This window comes from Klebsiella ornithinolytica NBRC 105727 = ATCC 31898 (assembly GCF_001598295.1).
Classification (GTDB): domain Bacteria; phylum Pseudomonadota; class Gammaproteobacteria; order Enterobacterales; family Enterobacteriaceae; genus Klebsiella; species Klebsiella ornithinolytica.
In genome coordinates this window covers 786024-803656 of sequence record NZ_BCYR01000001.1, presented here as the reverse complement: position 1 = coordinate 803656, position 17633 = coordinate 786024, and the positions used below count along the sequence as shown (strand labels likewise).

Genomic DNA, 17633 nt, shown 5'->3' with positions numbered 1-17633 from the left:
GAGGGAAAGCGGCTGAGGCTGAACCGATAAAATGCGCCTCTGGCGAGTGCCGGAGGCGCTGATGATTATTCTTCGGCCGCATGGCCCTGCGGCGGCAGAGGGGCGTTGTCAAGCCAGGCCTGATTTCCCTCCATGCGCAGACGACCGTCCATAAACCAGCTCACCACCAGCGGGTAGATGGCATGTTCCTGTGTCTGCACGCGGGCGGTAATCTCGTCTTCGCTATCCCCGGCAAAAACCGGCACTTTGGCCTGCAGAATCACCGGACCACCGTCGAGCTCATCGGTGACGAAATGCACCGATGTACCGTGTTCCTCATCGCCGTTTTCCAGTACCTGGCGATGCGTATGCAGCCCCGGGTATTTTGGCAACAGCGACGGGTGGATATTCAGCAGGCGCCCCTGATAATGGGCGACAAACGCCGGGCTAAGGATCCGCATATAGCCTGCCAGCACCACCAGATCCGGCGCATAAGCATCGATCTCATGCATCAGCTCGCGATCGAAGGCTTCGCGATTGGCAAACTGGCTGGCCGATAACGCATGGGCCGGAATACCGGCCTCACGCGCGCGTTCAAGGCCGAACGCGTCGGCCTTATTGCTGAATACCGCTCTCAGGGTGCCGTTAATCTGCTTTCGGGCGCAGGCATCAATTATCGCCTGCAAATTGCTTCCGTTACCGGAAATCAGCACCACAATGTTTTTCATTCAATGACCACACGCTGTTCGGAATCAGAAGCTTTGATATAGCCGATTTTCCACGCGTTTTCACCTTTCTCGTTCAGCAGCGCGATGGCGCTGTCGGCGACTTCAGCCGGCAGGGCGATAACCATGCCGACGCCGCAGTTAAAGGTACGGTACATTTCATGGCTGCTGACGTTACCGGCCTGCTGCAACCAGTTGAAGACCTCTGGCCATTGCCAGGAGGACTCGTCGATGACCGCCTGGGTGTTATCCGGCAGAACGCGCGGAATGTTTTCCCAGAAGCCGCCGCCGGTCAGGTGGGCAATGGCGTGGACTTCAACGTTAGCAATCAGCTCCAGAACCGACTTAACGTAGATGCGGGTCGGCGCCAGCAGATGGTCGGCCAGCGGCGAACCATTCAAATCGGTCGTCTGCGGATCGACGCCGCTGACTTCGATAATTTTACGCACCAGCGAGTAGCCGTTGGAATGCGGACCGCTGGAGGCCAGCGCGACCAGCACGTCACCATCGGCAACTTTGCTACCATCGATAATTTCTGATTTTTCTACTACGCCGACGCAAAAGCCCGCGACGTCATAGTCATCGCCGTGGTACATCCCCGGCATTTCTGCCGTTTCGCCGCCAACCAGCGCACAGCCTGACTGCAGGCAGCCTTCCGCGATGCCGCTGATGACGCTGGCTGCCGTATCGACATCCAGTTTACCGGTTGCATAGTAGTCGAGGAAAAACAGGGGTTCTGCACCCTGGACTACCAGGTCATTGACGCACATCGCCACCAGGTCAATACCGATAGTATCGTGGCGCTTCAGGTCCATTGCCAGCCGCAGCTTGGTGCCGACGCCGTCAGTGCCGGAAACCAGAACCGGCTCGCGGTATTTTTGCGGCAATGCGCACAGTGCGCCGAATCCGCCCAGTCCACCCATCACTTCCGGGCGTCGGGTTTTCTTCACCACACCCTTGATACGGTCGACGAGCGCGTTGCCTGCATCAATATCTACGCCGGCATCTTTATAGCTGAGAGAGGTTTTATCGGTCACTGCGAAATCTCCACACATTTGCGGTAGCAAGAAAAATCGGCGCAATTCTAACAGGGAAAGCAAACGTTTGCGAGCCTGCTTTGCAGTCGGCGTTAATCGGCAGCGATATGAACAAATTTGAAGCGGTTCACGAAAATGAAACCGGGTACATTCTTGTGCTTGCCTCTGACATCGGGAATAGCCATCATGCCACTGAAACCGGTTTCTGTTTTTGTTCAAGAGAGCCGAAGGTAGATTCTGCGGGGATTCAGGAGGAAGAGACGGGATGAGCATTGCCGCATTTGATATCGGTGGAACGGCGTTAAAAATGGGCGTCAGCACCGCTGCAGGCGAACTGCGTGAAAAAGGCAAGCAGTCGATTATCGATAGCGATGGCGACCAGATACTGCAAGCGATGCTGGCGTGGATTGCCGCTCACCCGGCGTGTGAAGGCGTGGCGATCAGCGCGCCTGGCTATGTCAACCCGCACACCGGCTTTATCGAAATGGGCGGCGCAATCCGTAAGTTCGATAATTTCGCCATTAAGCGCTGGCTGGAGCAACAGACCGGGCTTCCCGTCGCCATCGAAAACGATGCTAACTGCGTCCTGCTCGCCGAGCGCTGGCGGGGCAAAGCCGCCGAGATGAGTGATTTTCTGGTCCTGACGATTGGCACCGGCATCGGCGGGGCGATCTTCTGTAATAACCGACTGGTGCACGGCGCCAGTTTTCGCGCCGGCGAATTCGGCTATATGCAGACCGATCGTCCGGGCACCCGCGATGTGCGCCGCTATTCAATGAATGAAAACTGCACGATGCGCGTATTGCGCCAGCGCTATGCCGACCATTTCGGCAAAACGCTGGAAGAGGTGACCGGGGAAGAGATATTCGATCGCTACGATACGGGCGACGTGACCTGCCAGCGGCTGGTGGCTGACTTTTTCAACGGTCTCGGTAGCGGTCTGTATAACCTGGTGAACATTTTTGATCCGCAGGCCATTTTCATCGGCGGCGGCATTGTGGAACGGCCGGGCTTTTTGGCGCTGCTGCGTGAACATCTGGCCTGGTTCGGTATCGCGGACTATCTCGACACCGTCAGCCACGGCAACGACGCCGGTTTGATGGGGGCGGTTTACCATTTTAATCAGCAAAACCGATCGCTTAACGGCGATCGCGCATAAGGAAGAGAACATGTCTGGATTTAAAGAAGGTTTTCTGTGGGGCGGCGCGGTGGCGGCGCATCAGCTGGAAGGTGGCTGGCAGGAAGGAGGTAAAGGCGTCAGCGTGGCTGATGTGATGACCGCCGGCGCACACGGCGTGCCGCGTGAAATCACCGATGGCGTACTGCCGGGGAAAAATTATCCCAACCATGAGGCGATTGATTTTTACCATCGTTATAAAGAAGACATTCAGCTGTTTGCTGAAATGGGATTCAAATGCTTCCGCACTTCGATTGCCTGGACACGTATCTTCCCGCTGGGCGATGAGCGGGAGCCTAACGAAGCAGGGCTCCAGTTCTATGACGACCTGTTTGATGAATGCCTGAAGTACGGCATTGAACCGGTGATCACGCTCTCTCACTTCGAGATGCCTTACCATCTGGTGACCGAGTATGGCGGCTGGCGTAACCGTAAGCTGATCGATTTCTTCGTCCGCTTTGCGAAAGTGGTGTTCGATCGCTATCAGCACAAAGTGAAGTACTGGATGACCTTTAATGAGATCAACAACCAGGCTAACTTCCACGAAGATTTTGCCCCGTTTACCAACTCAGGTCTGAAGTATCTGCCGGATGAAGATCGCGAACCGGTGATGTATCAGGCGGCGCACTATGAGCTGGTGGCCAGCGCCCTGGCGGTAAAAGCTGCCCGCGAGATAAATCCCTCGCTGCAGGTGGGTTGCATGATTGCCATGTGCCCGATTTATCCGTTCTCCTGTGCCCCGAATGATATGATGATGGCAATGAACGCCATGCATCGCCGTTACTGGTTTACCGACGTTCATGTTCGCGGTAAGTACCCGCAGCATCTGCTGAACTACTTCGCGCGCCGCGGTTTTACGCTCGATATCACCGCAGAAGATCGTCAGGCGCTGGCCGAAGGCTGCGTCGACTATATTGGCTTTAGCTACTATATGTCGTTTGCCACGAAAGCGACCGATGATAACCCGCAGCTGGATTATGACGAGACCCAAAGCCTGGTCTCTAATCCGTACGTGCAGAAGTCAGACTGGGGCTGGCAGATTGACCCGGTGGGTCTGCGCTACTCCCTGAACTGGTTCTGGGATCATTACCAGCTGCCGCTGTTTATTGTTGAGAACGGCTTCGGGGCCATCGACGTGCGCGAAGCTGACGGCACGGTGAACGATCGTTACCGTATCGATTATCTCTCCGCGCATATTGCCGAGATGAAAAAAGCGGTGGTTGAGGACGGCGTTGACCTGATGGGCTATACCCCGTGGGGATGTATCGACCTCGTTTCCGCCGGTACCGGTGAAATGAAGAAACGCTACGGATTTATCTACGTCGATAAAGATAACGAAGGCAACGGAACGCTGGACCGCAGCCGGAAGCAATCTTTCTCCTGGTATCAACAGGTTATCAGCAGCAACGGCGAAACATTATAAAACACCCCTCAAGCCTTGTGTGACCCCGCCTGTGCGGGGTTTTTTTATTTTGTTTTATACTGGCTCAGGCAGCGCAAAGCATTTTGGTTGATCCCGGTCAAACATATCGGCTATGGCGCAAATGGAAAAAAGCGGTATAATCCCGCGATTTTTTTTGTGGCTGCCCCTCAGAGGAGAAAGAGAATGAAGATTGTGGAAGTGAAACACCCGCTCGTCAAACACAAGCTGGGCCTGATGCGTGAGCACGACATCAGCACCAAACGCTTCCGTGAACTTGCCTCAGAGGTAGGTAGCTTGCTGACTTATGAAGCCACTGCCGATCTGGAGACAGAGAAAGTCACCATCGAGGGCTGGAATGGTCCGGTAGAAATCGAGCAGATCAAAGGGAAGAAAATCACCGTTGTGCCGATTCTGCGCGCCGGTCTGGGGATGATGGAAGGGGTTCTGGAGCACGTACCGAGCGCGCGTATCAGCGTGGTAGGGATCTATCGTGACGAAGAGACGCTGGAGCCGGTTCCTTATTTCCAGAAGCTGGTGTCGAATATCGACGAACGCATGGCGCTGGTGGTTGACCCGATGCTGGCAACCGGTGGTTCGATGATCGCCACTATCGACCTGCTGAAAAAAGCGGGCTGCTCCAGCATTAAGGTGCTGGTTCTGGTGGCGGCGCCGGAAGGGATTGCCGCGCTGGAGAAAGCGCATCCGGATGTTGAGATGTATACCGCATCCATTGACCAGGGCCTCAACGAGCACGGATACATTATTCCGGGGCTCGGCGATGCCGGCGATAAGATTTTTGGTACCAAGTGATTACATAGATAATAAGAAGCCGACTTTAAGAGTCGGCTTTTTTTTGAATAAAACAAACTCACAGAAACTAATAAACGACTCTTAGAGGAAAACGCTATGACGCGCCGCGCAATCGGGGTGAGTGAAAGACCGCCGCTTTTACAGACTATCCCACTGAGTTTGCAGCATCTGTTCGCTATGTTTGGCGCAACGGTTCTGGTGCCCGTTCTGTTTCATATCAACCCGGCTACCGTCCTGCTGTTTAACGGCATTGGGACATTGCTGTATCTTTTCATCTGTAAGGGAAAAATCCCGGCCTATCTCGGATCGAGCTTCGCATTTATATCCCCGGTGTTGCTGCTGCTGCCGCTGGGGTATGAGGTGGCGCTGGGTGGCTTCATTATGTGCGGCGCTCTGTTCTGCATCGTCTCCTTTATTGTCAAAAAAGCCGGCACCGGCTGGCTGGACGTGATGTTCCCGCCGGCGGCTATGGGGGCCATTGTCGCGGTTATCGGCCTCGAACTGGCGGGCGTCGCTGCCAATATGGCTGGCCTGCTGCCGGCTGACGGGCAATCGCCGGACAGCAAAACCATCATTATTTCGATGGTGACGCTGGCGGTGACGGTCTTCGGTTCGGTGCTGTTTCGCGGTTTCATGGCCATTATCCCGATTTTGATCGGCGTGCTGGTCGGCTACGCGCTCTCTTTCGTGATGGGCGTTGTCGACACTACGCCGATCGCCGAGGCGCACTGGTTTGCCCTGCCGACGTTCTACACCCCGCGCTTTGAATGGTTTGCTATCTTCACCATTCTGCCCGCTGCGCTGGTGGTGATTGCCGAGCACGTCGGCCACCTGGTGGTGACGGCGAATATCGTTAAAAAAGATCTGATCCGCGATCCCGGGCTGCATCGTTCGATGTTTGCTAACGGCCTGTCGACGATGATCTCCGGCTTCTTTGGTTCGACGCCCAACACCACTTATGGCGAGAACATCGGCGTTATGGCGATCACCCGTGTCTACAGTACCTGGGTTATCGGCGGCGCGGCAATCTTCGCGATTCTGCTCTCCTGCGTAGGGAAACTGGCGGCTGCGATTCAGATTATCCCGCTGCCGGTGATGGGCGGCGTTTCGCTGCTGCTGTACGGGGTGATTGGCGCCTCCGGTATTCGCGTCCTGATCGAATCGAAAGTGGACTACAACAAGGCGCAGAATTTGATTCTGACCTCTGTGATTCTGATCATTGGCGTCAGCGGCGCGAAAGTGCACATTGGTGCGGCGGAGCTGAAAGGCATGGCGCTGGCGACAATTGTTGGCGTGGGTCTGAGTCTGATTTTCAAACTGATCAGCGTCCTGCGTCCGGAAGAGGTTGTGCTGGATGCCGCCGACAGTGAAGAAGTAAAACATTGATCCTGCAACCGGGCGGCGATCCCGCCCGGTTCTCTCAAGGCATACTTCGTGATAAACTCATCGCGTTTTTCTGTAAGCCTATGATGAGGTCCATCTGAACGCACCGGCACAGCTCTCTCTGCCACTGTATCTTCCCGATGATGAAACTTTCGCGAGTTTTTGGCCGGGTGATAATCCTTCTCTTCTTGCTGCCTTACAGAATGTGTTGCGGCAGGAACATAGCGGGTACATCTATATCTGGTCACGCGAAGGGGCGGGGCGCAGTCACTTGTTACATGCCGCCTGTGCGGAGCTTTCCCAGCGCGGCGATGCGGTGGGCTATGTTCCACTGGATAAACGTACGTGGTTTGTACCGGAAGTACTCGATGGGATGGAGCAGCTTTCGCTGGTCTGTATTGACAATATCGAGTGCGTGGCCGGCGACGAGCCGTGGGAAATGGCCATTTTCAACCTCTATAACCGGATCCTCGAATCGGGTAAAACGCGTTTGCTGATTACCGGCGATTGTCCGCCGCGCCAGCTGAATCTCGGGTTGCCGGACCTGGCGTCGCGCCTCGACTGGGGGCAAATCTACAAGCTACAGCCGCTGTCGGACGAAGATAAGCTGCAGGCGCTACAGCTGCGCGCGCGTCTGCGGGGTTTTGAGATGCCGGAAGACGTCTGTCGTTTCTTGCTCAAACGGTTAGATCGTGAAATGCGCTCGCTGTTTATGACGCTCGATCAGCTCGATCACGCTTCGATTACCGCGCAACGTAAATTGACCATTCCTTTCGTGAAAGAGATCCTCAAGCTCTAGCCGGGCCGGATCTCTGCGATCTGCCCAATCCGCGCCCTTCGTCTTTCACCCGCTGCGCCATCACGGCAAACTGCAATGGCGCATCGGCATCAGTTGACGATTTCCAGAACCTGCTCCGGCGGTCGGCCGATCCGCGCCTGGCCATGGCTGACGACAATCGGGCGCTCCATCAACTTCGGATTATCGACGATGGCCTGAATCAGCGCCTCCTCGCTAAGCTGCGGGTCGGCGAGCTCCAGGGATTTATACAGATCCTCTTTCTGGCGCATCAGTTCGCGGGCGCTGACCATTCCGAGCATTTTTAACAGCTGGCGGAGCGTGTCTGCATCCGGCGGCGTCTCCAGGTAGAGCACGACTTCAGGATCGATACCGTTAGCCTTCAACAGGCTTAAGGTGTCGCGGCTCTTGGAGCAGCGGGGATTGTGATAGATTTTTACCGCGTCAGACATGTCGTCTCCTTACATTTTTTGATAGGGGCGGAATCGTTCCTGCAGCTGGCGCAGCTGGTCGATACGCGCATCGTAGCGCGCCTGCTGCAAACTGCCCAGTTTCACCTGCGAGCTGGCGCTGCTCAGCAGAGTAATCGCCTGATCGAGCTGGCCGACCAGCGCCATACCTTCTGCGCGTGCCGCCAGCTCCTGGTCACGATTGCCGAGGCTCGCTTCAGCCTGCGCCAGCAGATCCCAGCCGTTGCCGTCATCTTTGTAGCTAAAGGTGTACCGGTTGAGGATTTTCGCCGCTTCCGCCGCTTGTCCGCCCTGTAAGTATGCGTTGGCAAGGTTCAGCTGCAGAACCGGGTTGGTACGAATTTCGCGGGCATTTTTCAGGCGGTTAATCGCATCGGCCGTTTTCTTCTGTCCGAGATCGATATCGGTTGCCAGGTCGAGATACCAGGCGTTCTGCGGATCGGCGCTCAGCAGAGGCTGCAGCGTTTTGCGCGCCAGATCGTAATTATTGCTTCCCATGGCCAGCAGCGCTCGCCCGTACTGGGAGGCGTGCTGTTCGCGGATATTGCCTTTCGCCCACGCGTTCAGCAGATCGTCGCCAAGCTTATTTTCCCCTGAGTTATACATTCCCAGGGTTCTGGCCTTGGCGAGGTAAAAATCGGCGGAAGACTGAACAACCACAGGACGCATCTGGTTGGCGCGGTTGCGGGCGTCAGACAGACGGCTTTCCGGCAAGGGGTGAGTCAGCAGCATTTCCGGCGGACGGGTAGAGTAGCGCGACTGGTCGAGCAATTTGCCCATAAAGGCCGGCATCGCCTGCGGATCAAAACCGGAGCGCTGCAGCACCTGAATCCCGATGCGGTCAGCCTCTTCTTCGTTTTGCCGGGTAAAACTGATCATCCCCTGCTGGGTTCCCGCCAGCGTACCGGTGAGGGCCGCCATACCGGCCTGCGGGCTCGCCATCGCCAGCAGAATTGAGCCCAGCGCACCGACCCAGGTCAGCGGAGCGTTGCGCTTTTGGTCTTCCATTGCCCGCGCGAGGTGGCGCTGGGTGACGTGTGAGATTTCATGCGCCATTACCGATGCCAGCTCGCTTTCGGTATCTGAATAGCGGAACAGAGCGGAGTGCAGCACGACATTGCCACCGAAGAAAGCAAAGGCGTTTATCTGGTCGTTATTAATCAGGTAAAAGTGGAAAGGGGTGCGAACAGAGTTAGCGTGCGAGACCAGACGCATCCCTAATCCGTTAATATATTGCACCAGCAGAGGGTCGTTGATGAGCGGCGCGCTACCGCGTAGCTGGCGCACATAGTAATCCCCCATCTGCATTTCCTGGCCAATAGAGAGCGTACTTCCCGCAGAGGTTCCCATATCGGGCAGGGTATCTGCGGAGTCAGCAAAAGCAGGCAAAATCGAACCCAGCGTCAGCGACGCTATGACGGTTGCCACCAGCGTTTTCTTTAACTGCCTGAACATAACCTCTGTCCTGTAATGTGGGTGTGCCAGTTTGACCGATTGGGCGGCGTAATGTTCCATTTCCGCGCGTCATGCGAGTTTAGCTGGCGTTGAGGCTATTGAAAATATGATATTCACGCCAGCGTCAATGTTTGTGGCTTTGCTAATAAAAGCGAAGTCTTTCAGGTGACATTTAGATACAATTCCCTCGGTTTTTTTGCCGCTACGCGCTTCAGGGAAGGGTTTTATGCTTGAGATGTTAATGCAGTGGTATCGTCGTCGGTTTAGCGATCCGGAAGCGATAGCGCTGCTGGTTATTTTGCTCGCCGGGTTCGGAATCATGTTCTTTTTCAGCGGCCTGCTGGCGCCATTGCTGGTTGCTATCGTGCTGGCTTATCTGCTGGAATGGCCAACCGTCAGGCTGGAGCGCGTAGGGCTTTCGCGAACCTGGGCAACCTCGTTCGTGTTGATTCTGTTCGTGGGCGTCTTGCTGCTGATGGCGTTTGTGGTGATGCCCGTTGCCTGGCAGCAGGGCATCTATCTGATTCGCGATATGCCGGGCATGCTCAATAAGCTGTCCGATTTTGCCGCCACGGTTCCGCGCCGTTACCCGGCGCTGATGGACGCCGGGATTATCGACGCCATGGCGGACAATATGCGTAACCGCGTGCTCACCGTCGGCGACTCGGTCGTCAAATACTCTCTGGCTTCGCTGGTCGGCTTACTGACTCTGGCGGTCTATCTGGTGCTGGTGCCGCTGATGGTGTTCTTCCTGCTAAAAGATAAAGAGCAGATGCTGAACGCCGTGCGCCGCGTGCTGCCGCGCAACCGCGGGCTGGCGGGGCAGGTATGGAAAGAGATGAACCAGCAGATTACCAACTATATCCGCGGTAAGGTGCTGGAGATGATTGTCGTCGGCGTGGCAACGTGGATTGGCTTTATCCTGTTCGATCTCAACTATTCGCTGCTGCTGGCGGTGCTGGTCGGGTTCTCGGTGCTGATTCCGTACATCGGCGCCTTCGTGGTGACCATTCCGGTCGTCGGCGTGGCGCTGTTCCAGTTTGGCGCAGGTCCGGAGTTCTGGAGCCTGTTTGCGGTATACCTGATTATTCAGGGGCTGGATGGTAACCTGCTGGTACCGGTGCTGTTTTCCGAAGCGGTCAACCTGCATCCGCTGGTGATTATCCTGTCGGTGGTTATCTTCGGTGGGCTGTGGGGATTCTGGGGAGTCTTCTTTGCGATTCCGCTGGCAACCCTTATCAAAGCGGTAGTGCACGCGTGGCCGGATGGCCTGGCGGTGGAAGAAGAGAAATAGTCTGCGGCCGGAAAACGCGGGGAAGAAAACGGACGCCGGGTCAGTGAATGATGACCCGGCGTCCTGCGTCGGGTAGAACGTTAGCCGTTTTCTTTCAACCAGTTCAGCACCACATCGTGGTGATTGCTGGTTTTAAAGTTATCAAACACGTGTTCGACTTTGCCGTTGCTATCGATCAGGAAGCTAATGCGGTGAATACCGTCGTAGGTTTTCCCCATAAACGATTTTTCGCCCCAGACGCCAAACTGCTCGCATACCTGGTGATTTTCATCAGACAGCAGCGTGAAGTTCAGCAACTCTTTTTCGGCGAAACGGGAGAGTTTTTCCGGTTTATCAGTACTGATACCCAGGACTTCAACGCCCGCTTTTTTTAACTCATCCATATTATCGCGCAGGCCGCAGGCCTGAACGGTACAACCCGGGGTCATGGCTTTCGGGTAAAAATAAACCAGAACACGCTGTCCCTGGAAGTCGGTCAAATTTACTTCCTCGCCGTCCTGGTCCGGTAAGCTAAATTTCGGTGCAAGATCACCGGCTTTCAGTGGATTCATTACTCAAACTCCATCCTGTTCATCATGTTGTGAATAATTAACGATGTTAATACTGCCTTGTGCGTTCAGTTCTGTACATAGGGCTTTGAACGCTTGTTCGATATTTGATGCATTTTGTGTTGCAGGGCTGTGTGCGGTTATCTGAATGAACAACTGCGCTGAATCGTCATCACCGCTGACCTGGGTCCGAGAAACCAGTTCGGCGATGTTCATATTCCACGCGTCAAACAGGGCAGTGAAACGCTCGATAATGTGCGGCGAGTCCGGTACCTCAACCTGGACCCAGACGGTGTTTGGCATGGCCTGAGGAGGCCGCGCGGTCGTCCGCTTCATCACGATCAGCAAATCCAGCTCAGCACCTTTCAGCGGCAGGGTCGATTCGATCAGCGTAATCGCGTTCCATGAACCTGAAAGCAGCATGATAAACGTAAACTCGTCACCAAGCATGGCCAGCCGGCTGTCTTCGATATTACAGCCGCAGCTGCTGACGTGGCGGGTGATGGTGTTCACGATGCCGGGACGGTCAGCGCCCAAAGCGGTAATAACCAGATAGTGTTGTAATGAGGCGGTCAAACCTGTTCTTCCTTTAAAAAGGTGAGGTAACATTAGGAAAGCATAAAAAAAACCGGCATACAACATCCCTGATGGCATCGGGTCTCTTGCTTTTATTACGGCACCAAACGTAACATTGAGAATCTTGTCGCACTTCAGCTCTGAGGATGGCCCATGTTCACGGGAAGTATTGTAGCGCTTGTCACGCCGATGGATGAAAACGGTAATGTCTGCCGGTCAAGCCTGAAAAAACTGATTGATTACCATGTCGCCAGCGGAACCTCGGCGATCGTTTCGGTAGGGACTACCGGAGAATCCGCGACCCTGAGCCATGAAGAACATGGCGATGTCGTGATGATGACGCTTGAACTTGCTGACGGGCGTATCCCGGTCATCGCAGGTACCGGTGCAAATGCAACCGCAGAGGCGATTAGCCTGACCAAACGTTTTAACAATAGCGGTGTTGTCGGTTGCCTGACGGTCACTCCTTATTACAATCGTCCGACCCAGGAAGGGCTGTTCCAACACTTTAAAGCCATCGCAGAACACACCGACCTGCCGCAAATTCTGTATAATGTGCCGTCCCGTACCGGTTGCGACATGCTGCCGGAAACCGTCGGTCGCCTGGCGGAAGTAAAAAATATTATTGGTATTAAGGAAGCGACGGGGAACTTAAGTCGTGTTCATCAGATCAAAGAGCTGGTTTCAGATGACTTTATTCTGTTGAGCGGCGATGATGCCACCGGAATGGACTTTATGCAGCTCGGCGGTCAGGGCGTGATTTCCGTAACGGCGAACGTTGCGGCTCGCGAAATGGCGGATATGTGCCGACTGGCTGTAGAAGGCCAATTTGCGCAAGCTCGTGCAATTAACCAACGTCTGATGCCATTGCATACAAAATTATTTGTCGAACCCAACCCGATCCCCGTGAAATGGGCATGTAAGGCGTTGGGTCTTGTGGCAACCGATACGCTGCGCCTGCCGATGACGCCGATTACCGAACAGGGTACTCAGGCCGTTACCGCAGCGCTGAAGCATGCCGGTTTGCTGTAAAGTTTAGGGAGATTTGATGGCTTACTCAGTACAGAAGTCGCGCCTGACGAAGGTTGCGGGTGTTTCATTGGTCCTGCTTCTCGCGGCCTGTAGTTCCGACTCACGCTACAAACGTCAGGTGGGAGGCGATGAGGTCTATCTGCAAGCTACGCCGCTCAGTGAACTTCACGCACCTGCTGGCATGATTCTGCCGGTTCAGGTTGGTGATTATAATATTCCGGTTGCGACCAGCAAAGGCGCAGTGGGCAAAGCTCTGGACATCCGCCCACCGGCTCAGCCTCTGGCACTGGTGAGCGGCGCTCGTACTCAGTTCAATGGCGATACCGCCACGCTGATGGTCGAGAACGGTCGTAGCGGTTCGCTGTGGGCGCAGGTAGCCAGCATCATACAGTCTAAGAACTATGTCATCACCAAACGTGACGATGCCAGCCAGACGCTGAATACCGACTGGGTTGAATGGAATCGCCTCGATGAAGACCAGCAGTATCGTGGTCGCTATCAAATCTCAGTGAAACCTCAGGGTTATCAGCAGGCGGTTATCGTGAAGCTGGTGAATCTTGAGCAGGCCGGGAAACCGGTATCCGATCCGGCTTCTCTGCAACGCTATAGCACGTCGATGCTGAACGTCATTTCCGAAGGTCTGGATATGAACGCCACCAGCGCACAGAATGCGGCGCAGAAAAATGCTGGCGCGACCTTCGATGTGCAGAGTGCTGCCGACGATACGGGTCTGCCAATGCTGGTTGTTCGCGCACCGTTCAACATGGTGTGGCAACGTCTGCCGGGCGCACTGGAAAAAGTGGGCATGAAGGTGACGGATAGCACCCGCTCGCAAGGCAGCATGGCGCTGACCTACAAGCCGCTGTCTGACAGCAGCTGGCAGGCGCTGGGCGCCAGCGATCCGCAGCTGGTTTCCGGTGACTACAAACTGCAGGTCGGCGATCTCGATAACCGCAGCAGTCTGCAGTTCATCGATCCGAAAGGCCATACGTTGACGCAGTCGCAGAATGACGCCCTGGTAGCCGTATTCCAGGCCGCATTCAGTAAGTAATAAAACAGGGCTGGAGCAATCCAGCCCTTTTTCATGTATAGTGACGCAAACGTGTGCGTCGGCAGAAAAGCGCAATATTTATCGTCTATATCTTCACTGGAGTGACAAAGATGCAAAAGCAAGCTGAGTTGTATCGTGGTAAAGCGAAAACCGTTTACAGCACGGAGAATCCGGATCTGCTGGTACTCGAATTCCGTAACGATACTTCAGCAGGGGATGGCGCGCGCATTGAGCAGTTCGATCGTAAAGGCATGGTGAACAACAAATTTAACCATTTCATTATGAGCAAACTGGAAGAAGCCGGTATCCCGACTCAGATGGAAGCGTTGCTCTCCGATACCGAATGTCTGGTAAAAAAACTGGAGATGGTTCCGGTGGAGTGCGTAGTCCGTAACCGCGCCGCCGGTTCTCTGGTTAAGCGTCTGGGTATTGAAGAAGGGATTGAACTCAATCCGCCGCTGTTTGACCTGTTCCTGAAAAATGATGCGATGCACGATCCGATGGTCAACGAGTCTTACTGCGAGACTTTTGGCTGGGTAAGCAAAAAGAACCTCGCGCGCATGCAGGAACTGACTTTCAAAGCCAACGACGTATTGAAAAAGCTGTTTGATGATGCCGGCCTGATCCTGGTCGATTTCAAGCTTGAGTTTGGTCTGTTCAAGGGCGAAGTGGTGCTGGGCGATGAGTTCTCGCCAGATGGCAGCCGTCTGTGGGATAAAAATACCCTCGATAAAATGGACAAAGACCGCTTCCGCCAGAGCCTCGGTGGCCTGATTGAGGCCTACGAAGAAGTGGCCCATCGCCTTGGTGTTAAGCTCGACTAATCCTCCTCTCGCCAGAAGGTCGCTCTACCTTCTGGCGCTCTCCTTGTTGTTTCCAGTGGTAATCCTGCGCCGAACCGCCTACGATCTCTCATATTCGAGAATTTGATGGATTGAGGTGCCTATGCGCTGGCAAGGACGTCGCGAAAGCGACAATGTAGAAGATCGACGTAATGATTCCGGCTCCCCCCTGGGCGGTGGCGGCGGTTTCCGTCTTCCCAGCGGGAAGGGCGGTATCGTCCTGCTGATTATCGTGCTGGTTGCGGGCTATTACGGCGTGGATTTGACCGGCATGCTGACCGGGGAGCCCGTTTCACAGCAGCAAACCACCACCCAACGTTCTGTCAGCCCACAGGAAGAGCAGGCCGCGAAGTTTACCAGAGTGATTCTTGCGGATACCGAAGATACCTGGGGCGCTATCTTCCAAAAAATGGGCCGTCAGTACCCGCAGCCGAAGCTGGTGCTCTATCGCGGCGCGACGCGGACCGGCTGCGGTACCGGCCAGTCGGTGATGGGGCCGTTCTACTGCCCGGCCGATAGCACGGTCTACATCGATCTCTCGTTCTACGATGAGATGAAAAACAAGCTCGGTGCGGACGGCGATTTTGCACAGGCCTACGTGATTGCTCATGAAGTCGGGCATCACGTGCAGAAGCTGCTGGGTATTGAATCCAAAGTGCGTCAGCTGCAGCAGCACGCGTCGCAGGCTGAAGCGAATCGCCTGTCGGTGAAAATGGAGCTGCAGGCCGACTGCTTTGCCGGCGTGTGGGGTCACAGCATGCAGAATCAGGATGTTATGGAAACCGGCGATCTGCAGGAAGCGCTGAATGCCGCAGAGGCCATCGGCGACGATCGCCTGCAACAGCAAAGCCAGGGACGCGTGGTCCCGGACAGCTTTACCCACGGTACTTCGCAGCAGCGCTATACCTGGTTTAAGCGCGGGTTTGACAGCGGAGACCCGGCGCAGTGCAATACATTTGGTAATGCGCTCTGACTGCCGCTGTAAATGGATCAATTACTTAACCTGACGGCGCGGATGGCGCAGCAGGGCATTCGTCGTCTGCTGGTACTCAGCGGCGACGATGCGTGGTGTCTGGAGCAGGCGCTGCTGCTGCGTAAACGGCTGGCCGGCGATGGTCTGTGGGTGGGGCCGCAGCCTATGGAAGCGCCCTGTATCTCGCCGGAGGCCCTCAAATCTCTCCTCGGGCGCGAGTACCGCCACGCCTTCTTTGATGCCCGCAGCGGCTTCGACGCGGCGGCTTTTGCCGCCTTGAGCGGGACATTGAAAGCGGGAAGCTGGCTGATCCTGCTGACCCCCTCTTTCACCCGTTGGCCAACGCGGCCAGATGCGGACTCCCTGCGCTGGAGCGACGCGCCGGAGCCTATTCCCACTCCCCATTTTGTCCACCGTTTTTGTCAGCGGGTCTGCGCGAATCCTGAGGCGATCGTCTGGCGTCAGAATGAACCGCTGACGCTACCGGAGGAGGTGCCACGACCGCGCTGGCATCCGGCTGATGGCCATCCTCAGGCCGGACAGGCCGCTATTCTGGCCAGTCTGAGCACACTCCCTGCGGGCATTGCCGTGGTTACCGCCGAGCGCGGACGCGGAAAATCCGCGCTGGCGGGAATGTTGATACGTCAGCTGGCGGGCGATGCCATCGTTACCGCCCCGGCGCGCGGCGCGACCGAGGTGATGGCGGCGTTCGCCGGTGAAGGTTTTCGCTTTATAGCGCCGGATGCGTTGCTGGCTGGCGATATGCGAGCGTCATGGCTGATCGTTGATGAAGCGGCCGCCATTCCCGGGCCGCTGCTTCGCCAGCTGGTCACCCGTTTTCCTCGCACCTTACTGACCACGACCGTGCAGGGCTATGAAGGGACCGGCCGCGGTTTTCTGCTCAAGTTTTGCGCCAGCTTCCCCCATCTGCGCCAGTTTAGTCTGCTTGATCCTATCCGCTGGGCCGCAGGCTGTCCGCTGGAAGCAGTGGTCAGTGAATTACTCTTGTTTGGTGATGAAAGCTTTACGCAATCTCCAGCGGGGGAGGTGACGTTTGAGGCGGTGAGTCAGGACAGCTGGCGGCAGCAGGACGGGCTGGCCGAGGCGATGTATCAGCTCCTTTCCGGCGCGCATTACCGCACATCGCCGCTGGATTTACGGCGGATGATGGATGCGCCGGGCCAGCATTTTACCTGCGCCCGCACCAGCAACGGCGTGGCCGGTGCGCTATGGCGGGTGGCGGAGGGAGGGCTTGATCCCGCGCTCAGTCGGGCGGTATGGGCCGGTTTTCGCCGCCCGCGCGGTAATCTGGTGGCGCAGTCGCTGGCGGCTCACGGCGGAAGTCCGCTGGCGGCCACGCTATTGGGGCAGCGAATCACTCGTATCGCCGTGCACCCGACCCGCCAGCGCGAGGGGCTTGGTCAGGCTTTGGTTGCCCGGGCGGTAGCGCAAAGCCACGGCCTCGATTATCTATCGGTCAGCTTTGGCTATACGCCAGAACTAGGGCGCTTCTGGCAGCGCTGCGGTTTTACGCTGGTGCGTTTAGGTACCCATCGTGAGGCAAGTAGCGGGTGCTACACGGCGATGGCACTTTATCCGTTAACTTCGGCGGGGCACGAACTGGTTTTACGGGAGTCGCAGCGTCTGGCGCGCGATGAGTTCTGGCTGTGGGAGTGGCGGGAAGCGTTATTCCCGCGGCCGGTAGCGCCAGCAGCTATGCTTACGGATGACGACTGGCTGGATGTGGCGGGCTTTGCGTTTGCCCATCGTCCGCTGCTGGCGGTGGTTGGCAGCCTGAACCGCCTGCTGCTACACACCGGGCTGCCGCTTCCGGCGCTTCGCGCCCGCCTGCAACGCCAGGACGAAGCGGAGATTTGCACCGGGCTGCGTCTGTCCGGACGCAAAGCGCTGCTGGCCAGGCTGCGCGAAGAAGCGGGACTGGCGCTGCTGAACCTCGACGCATCGCGGGCGGAGAGGCTGCGTCAGCAGGTCGGGGAACTGCAATTTTTTTAACTAACTCATTCAGTTAAATGTCATGGTCATATTCCGCGCGCGGCGTAAA

At 56.2% G+C, this 17633-nt stretch carries 17 protein-coding genes; 11 read left to right on the top strand and 6 right to left on the bottom strand.

Features of this window, described 5'->3' with window-relative positions; translation table 11 throughout:
* Positions 1-65: 65 nt before the first annotated feature.
* Both purN and purM read right to left on the bottom strand, forming a co-directional pair.
* Positions 66-707: a phosphoribosylglycinamide formyltransferase gene (gene purN, locus ROR01S_RS03570; protein ID WP_004866205.1), complete on the bottom strand. Its 642-nt coding sequence runs from the start codon at positions 705-707 to the stop codon at positions 66-68.
* On the bottom strand, positions 704-1741 hold the full coding sequence (gene purM, locus ROR01S_RS03565) for a phosphoribosylformylglycinamidine cyclo-ligase (RefSeq protein WP_004866203.1): 1038 nt from the start codon (positions 1739-1741) through the stop codon (positions 704-706). The genes purN and purM overlap by 4 nt, the downstream gene beginning before the upstream one ends.
* A 265-nt stretch (positions 1742-2006) precedes the next feature.
* Here purM and bglK point away from each other — a divergent pair, with 265 nt between their 5' ends.
* The 5 genes from bglK to ROR01S_RS03535 all read left to right on the top strand — a co-directional run bounded on the left by bglK (position 2007) and on the right by ROR01S_RS03535 (position 7333).
* Positions 2007-2900 (top strand): beta-glucoside kinase BglK, encoded by an 894-nt coding sequence (gene bglK, locus ROR01S_RS03555; RefSeq protein WP_004866201.1) that lies wholly within the window; start codon positions 2007-2009, stop codon positions 2898-2900.
* Positions 2901-2910: 10 nt separating this feature from the next.
* Positions 2911-4341 carry a 6-phospho-beta-glucosidase gene (locus ROR01S_RS03550; RefSeq protein ID WP_004866198.1) on the top strand — a complete coding sequence of 477 codons (1431 nt, stop codon included), beginning with the start codon at positions 2911-2913 and terminating at the stop codon, positions 4339-4341.
* Between the two features lie 183 nt (positions 4342-4524).
* Positions 4525-5151 (top strand): uracil phosphoribosyltransferase, encoded by a 627-nt coding sequence (gene upp / locus ROR01S_RS03545; protein WP_004866196.1) that lies wholly within the window; start codon positions 4525-4527, stop codon positions 5149-5151.
* 96 nt (positions 5152-5247) lie between these two features.
* A complete protein-coding gene (gene uraA / locus ROR01S_RS03540) occupies positions 5248-6537 on the top strand; it encodes a uracil permease (RefSeq protein ID WP_004866193.1) in 1290 nt (429 codons plus the stop codon).
* Between the two features lie 94 nt (positions 6538-6631).
* A complete protein-coding gene (locus ROR01S_RS03535) occupies positions 6632-7333 on the top strand; it encodes a DnaA inactivator Hda (RefSeq protein ID WP_071824600.1) in 702 nt (233 codons plus the stop codon).
* 89 nt (positions 7334-7422) lie between these two features.
* Here the strand turns inward: ROR01S_RS03535 and arsC are convergent, their stop codons facing one another.
* Entirely contained in the window at positions 7423-7782 is a 360-nt protein-coding gene (gene arsC / locus ROR01S_RS03530) for an arsenate reductase (glutaredoxin) (protein WP_004866188.1), read from the bottom strand.
* Positions 7783-7791: 9 nt separating this feature from the next.
* Complete coding sequence (gene bepA, locus ROR01S_RS03525) at positions 7792-9255, bottom strand: beta-barrel assembly-enhancing protease (RefSeq protein WP_004866184.1); 1464 nt, start codon at positions 9253-9255, stop codon at positions 7792-7794.
* Between the two features lie 226 nt (positions 9256-9481).
* Between bepA and ROR01S_RS03520 the strand changes: the two genes are divergently transcribed.
* Positions 9482-10549 carry an AI-2E family transporter gene (locus ROR01S_RS03520; RefSeq protein ID WP_004866181.1) on the top strand — a complete coding sequence of 356 codons (1068 nt, stop codon included), beginning with the start codon at positions 9482-9484 and terminating at the stop codon, positions 10547-10549.
* An 80-nt stretch (positions 10550-10629) separates the two neighbouring features.
* On the opposite strand, the gene bcp is transcribed toward ROR01S_RS03520, so the two are convergent.
* Positions 10630-11100 (bottom strand): thioredoxin-dependent thiol peroxidase, encoded by a 471-nt coding sequence (gene bcp, locus ROR01S_RS03515; RefSeq protein ID WP_004866178.1) that lies wholly within the window; start codon positions 11098-11100, stop codon positions 10630-10632.
* 3 nt (positions 11101-11103) lie between these two features.
* Complete coding sequence (locus tag ROR01S_RS03510) at positions 11104-11673, bottom strand: glycine cleavage system transcriptional repressor (protein ID WP_004866176.1); 570 nt, start codon at positions 11671-11673, stop codon at positions 11104-11106.
* Between the two features lie 153 nt (positions 11674-11826).
* On the opposite strand from ROR01S_RS03510, the gene dapA reads away from it, so the two are divergent.
* The 5 genes from dapA (at position 11827) to ROR01S_RS03485 (ending at position 17584) form a co-directional block, all read left to right on the top strand.
* Positions 11827-12705 (top strand): 4-hydroxy-tetrahydrodipicolinate synthase, encoded by an 879-nt coding sequence (gene dapA / locus ROR01S_RS03505; RefSeq protein ID WP_015583724.1) that lies wholly within the window; start codon positions 11827-11829, stop codon positions 12703-12705.
* 16 nt (positions 12706-12721) lie between these two features.
* The gene (gene bamC / locus ROR01S_RS03500; protein ID WP_004866171.1) at positions 12722-13756 is read left to right on the top strand and encodes an outer membrane protein assembly factor BamC; all 1035 of its coding nucleotides are present in this window, start codon (positions 12722-12724) and stop codon (positions 13754-13756) included.
* Positions 13757-13866: 110 nt separating this feature from the next.
* On the top strand, positions 13867-14580 hold the full coding sequence (gene purC, locus ROR01S_RS03495; RefSeq protein ID WP_004866167.1) for a phosphoribosylaminoimidazolesuccinocarboxamide synthase: 714 nt from the start codon (positions 13867-13869) through the stop codon (positions 14578-14580).
* Between the two features lie 121 nt (positions 14581-14701).
* Positions 14702-15571: a KPN_02809 family neutral zinc metallopeptidase gene (gene ypfJ / locus ROR01S_RS03490; protein WP_064359109.1), complete on the top strand. Its 870-nt coding sequence runs from the start codon at positions 14702-14704 to the stop codon at positions 15569-15571.
* Between the two features lie 12 nt (positions 15572-15583).
* A complete protein-coding gene (locus tag ROR01S_RS03485; protein ID WP_015583726.1) occupies positions 15584-17584 on the top strand; it encodes a tRNA(Met) cytidine acetyltransferase TmcA in 2001 nt (666 codons plus the stop codon).
* Positions 17585-17633: the final 49 nt, after the last annotated feature.

Bases quoted from the DNA above. Each gene is read 5' to 3' on its own strand.
- ypfJ (WP_064359109.1), top strand. From the start codon at position 14,702: ATGCGCTGGCAAGGACGTCGCGAAAGCGACAATGTAGAAGATCGACGT.
- ROR01S_RS03550 (WP_004866198.1), top strand. From the start codon at position 2,911: ATGTCTGGATTTAAAGAAGGTTTTCTGTGGGGCGGCGCGGTGGCGGCG.
- uraA (WP_004866193.1), top strand. From the start codon at position 5,248: ATGACGCGCCGCGCAATCGGGGTGAGTGAAAGACCGCCGCTTTTACAG.
- bcp (WP_004866178.1), bottom strand. From the start codon at position 11,100: ATGAATCCACTGAAAGCCGGTGATCTTGCACCGAAATTTAGCTTACCG.
- purC (WP_004866167.1), top strand. From the start codon at position 13,867: ATGCAAAAGCAAGCTGAGTTGTATCGTGGTAAAGCGAAAACCGTTTAC.
- ROR01S_RS03485 (WP_015583726.1), top strand. From the start codon at position 15,584: ATGGATCAATTACTTAACCTGACGGCGCGGATGGCGCAGCAGGGCATT.
- bepA (WP_004866184.1), bottom strand. From the start codon at position 9,255: ATGTTCAGGCAGTTAAAGAAAACGCTGGTGGCAACCGTCATAGCGTCG.
- arsC (WP_004866188.1), bottom strand. From the start codon at position 7,782: ATGTCTGACGCGGTAAAAATCTATCACAATCCCCGCTGCTCCAAGAGC.
- bamC (WP_004866171.1), top strand. From the start codon at position 12,722: ATGGCTTACTCAGTACAGAAGTCGCGCCTGACGAAGGTTGCGGGTGTT.
- ROR01S_RS03520 (WP_004866181.1), top strand. From the start codon at position 9,482: ATGCTTGAGATGTTAATGCAGTGGTATCGTCGTCGGTTTAGCGATCCG.
- bglK (WP_004866201.1), top strand. From the start codon at position 2,007: ATGAGCATTGCCGCATTTGATATCGGTGGAACGGCGTTAAAAATGGGC.
- purN (WP_004866205.1), bottom strand. From the start codon at position 707: ATGAAAAACATTGTGGTGCTGATTTCCGGTAACGGAAGCAATTTGCAG.
- upp (WP_004866196.1), top strand. From the start codon at position 4,525: ATGAAGATTGTGGAAGTGAAACACCCGCTCGTCAAACACAAGCTGGGC.
- dapA (WP_015583724.1), top strand. From the start codon at position 11,827: ATGTTCACGGGAAGTATTGTAGCGCTTGTCACGCCGATGGATGAAAAC.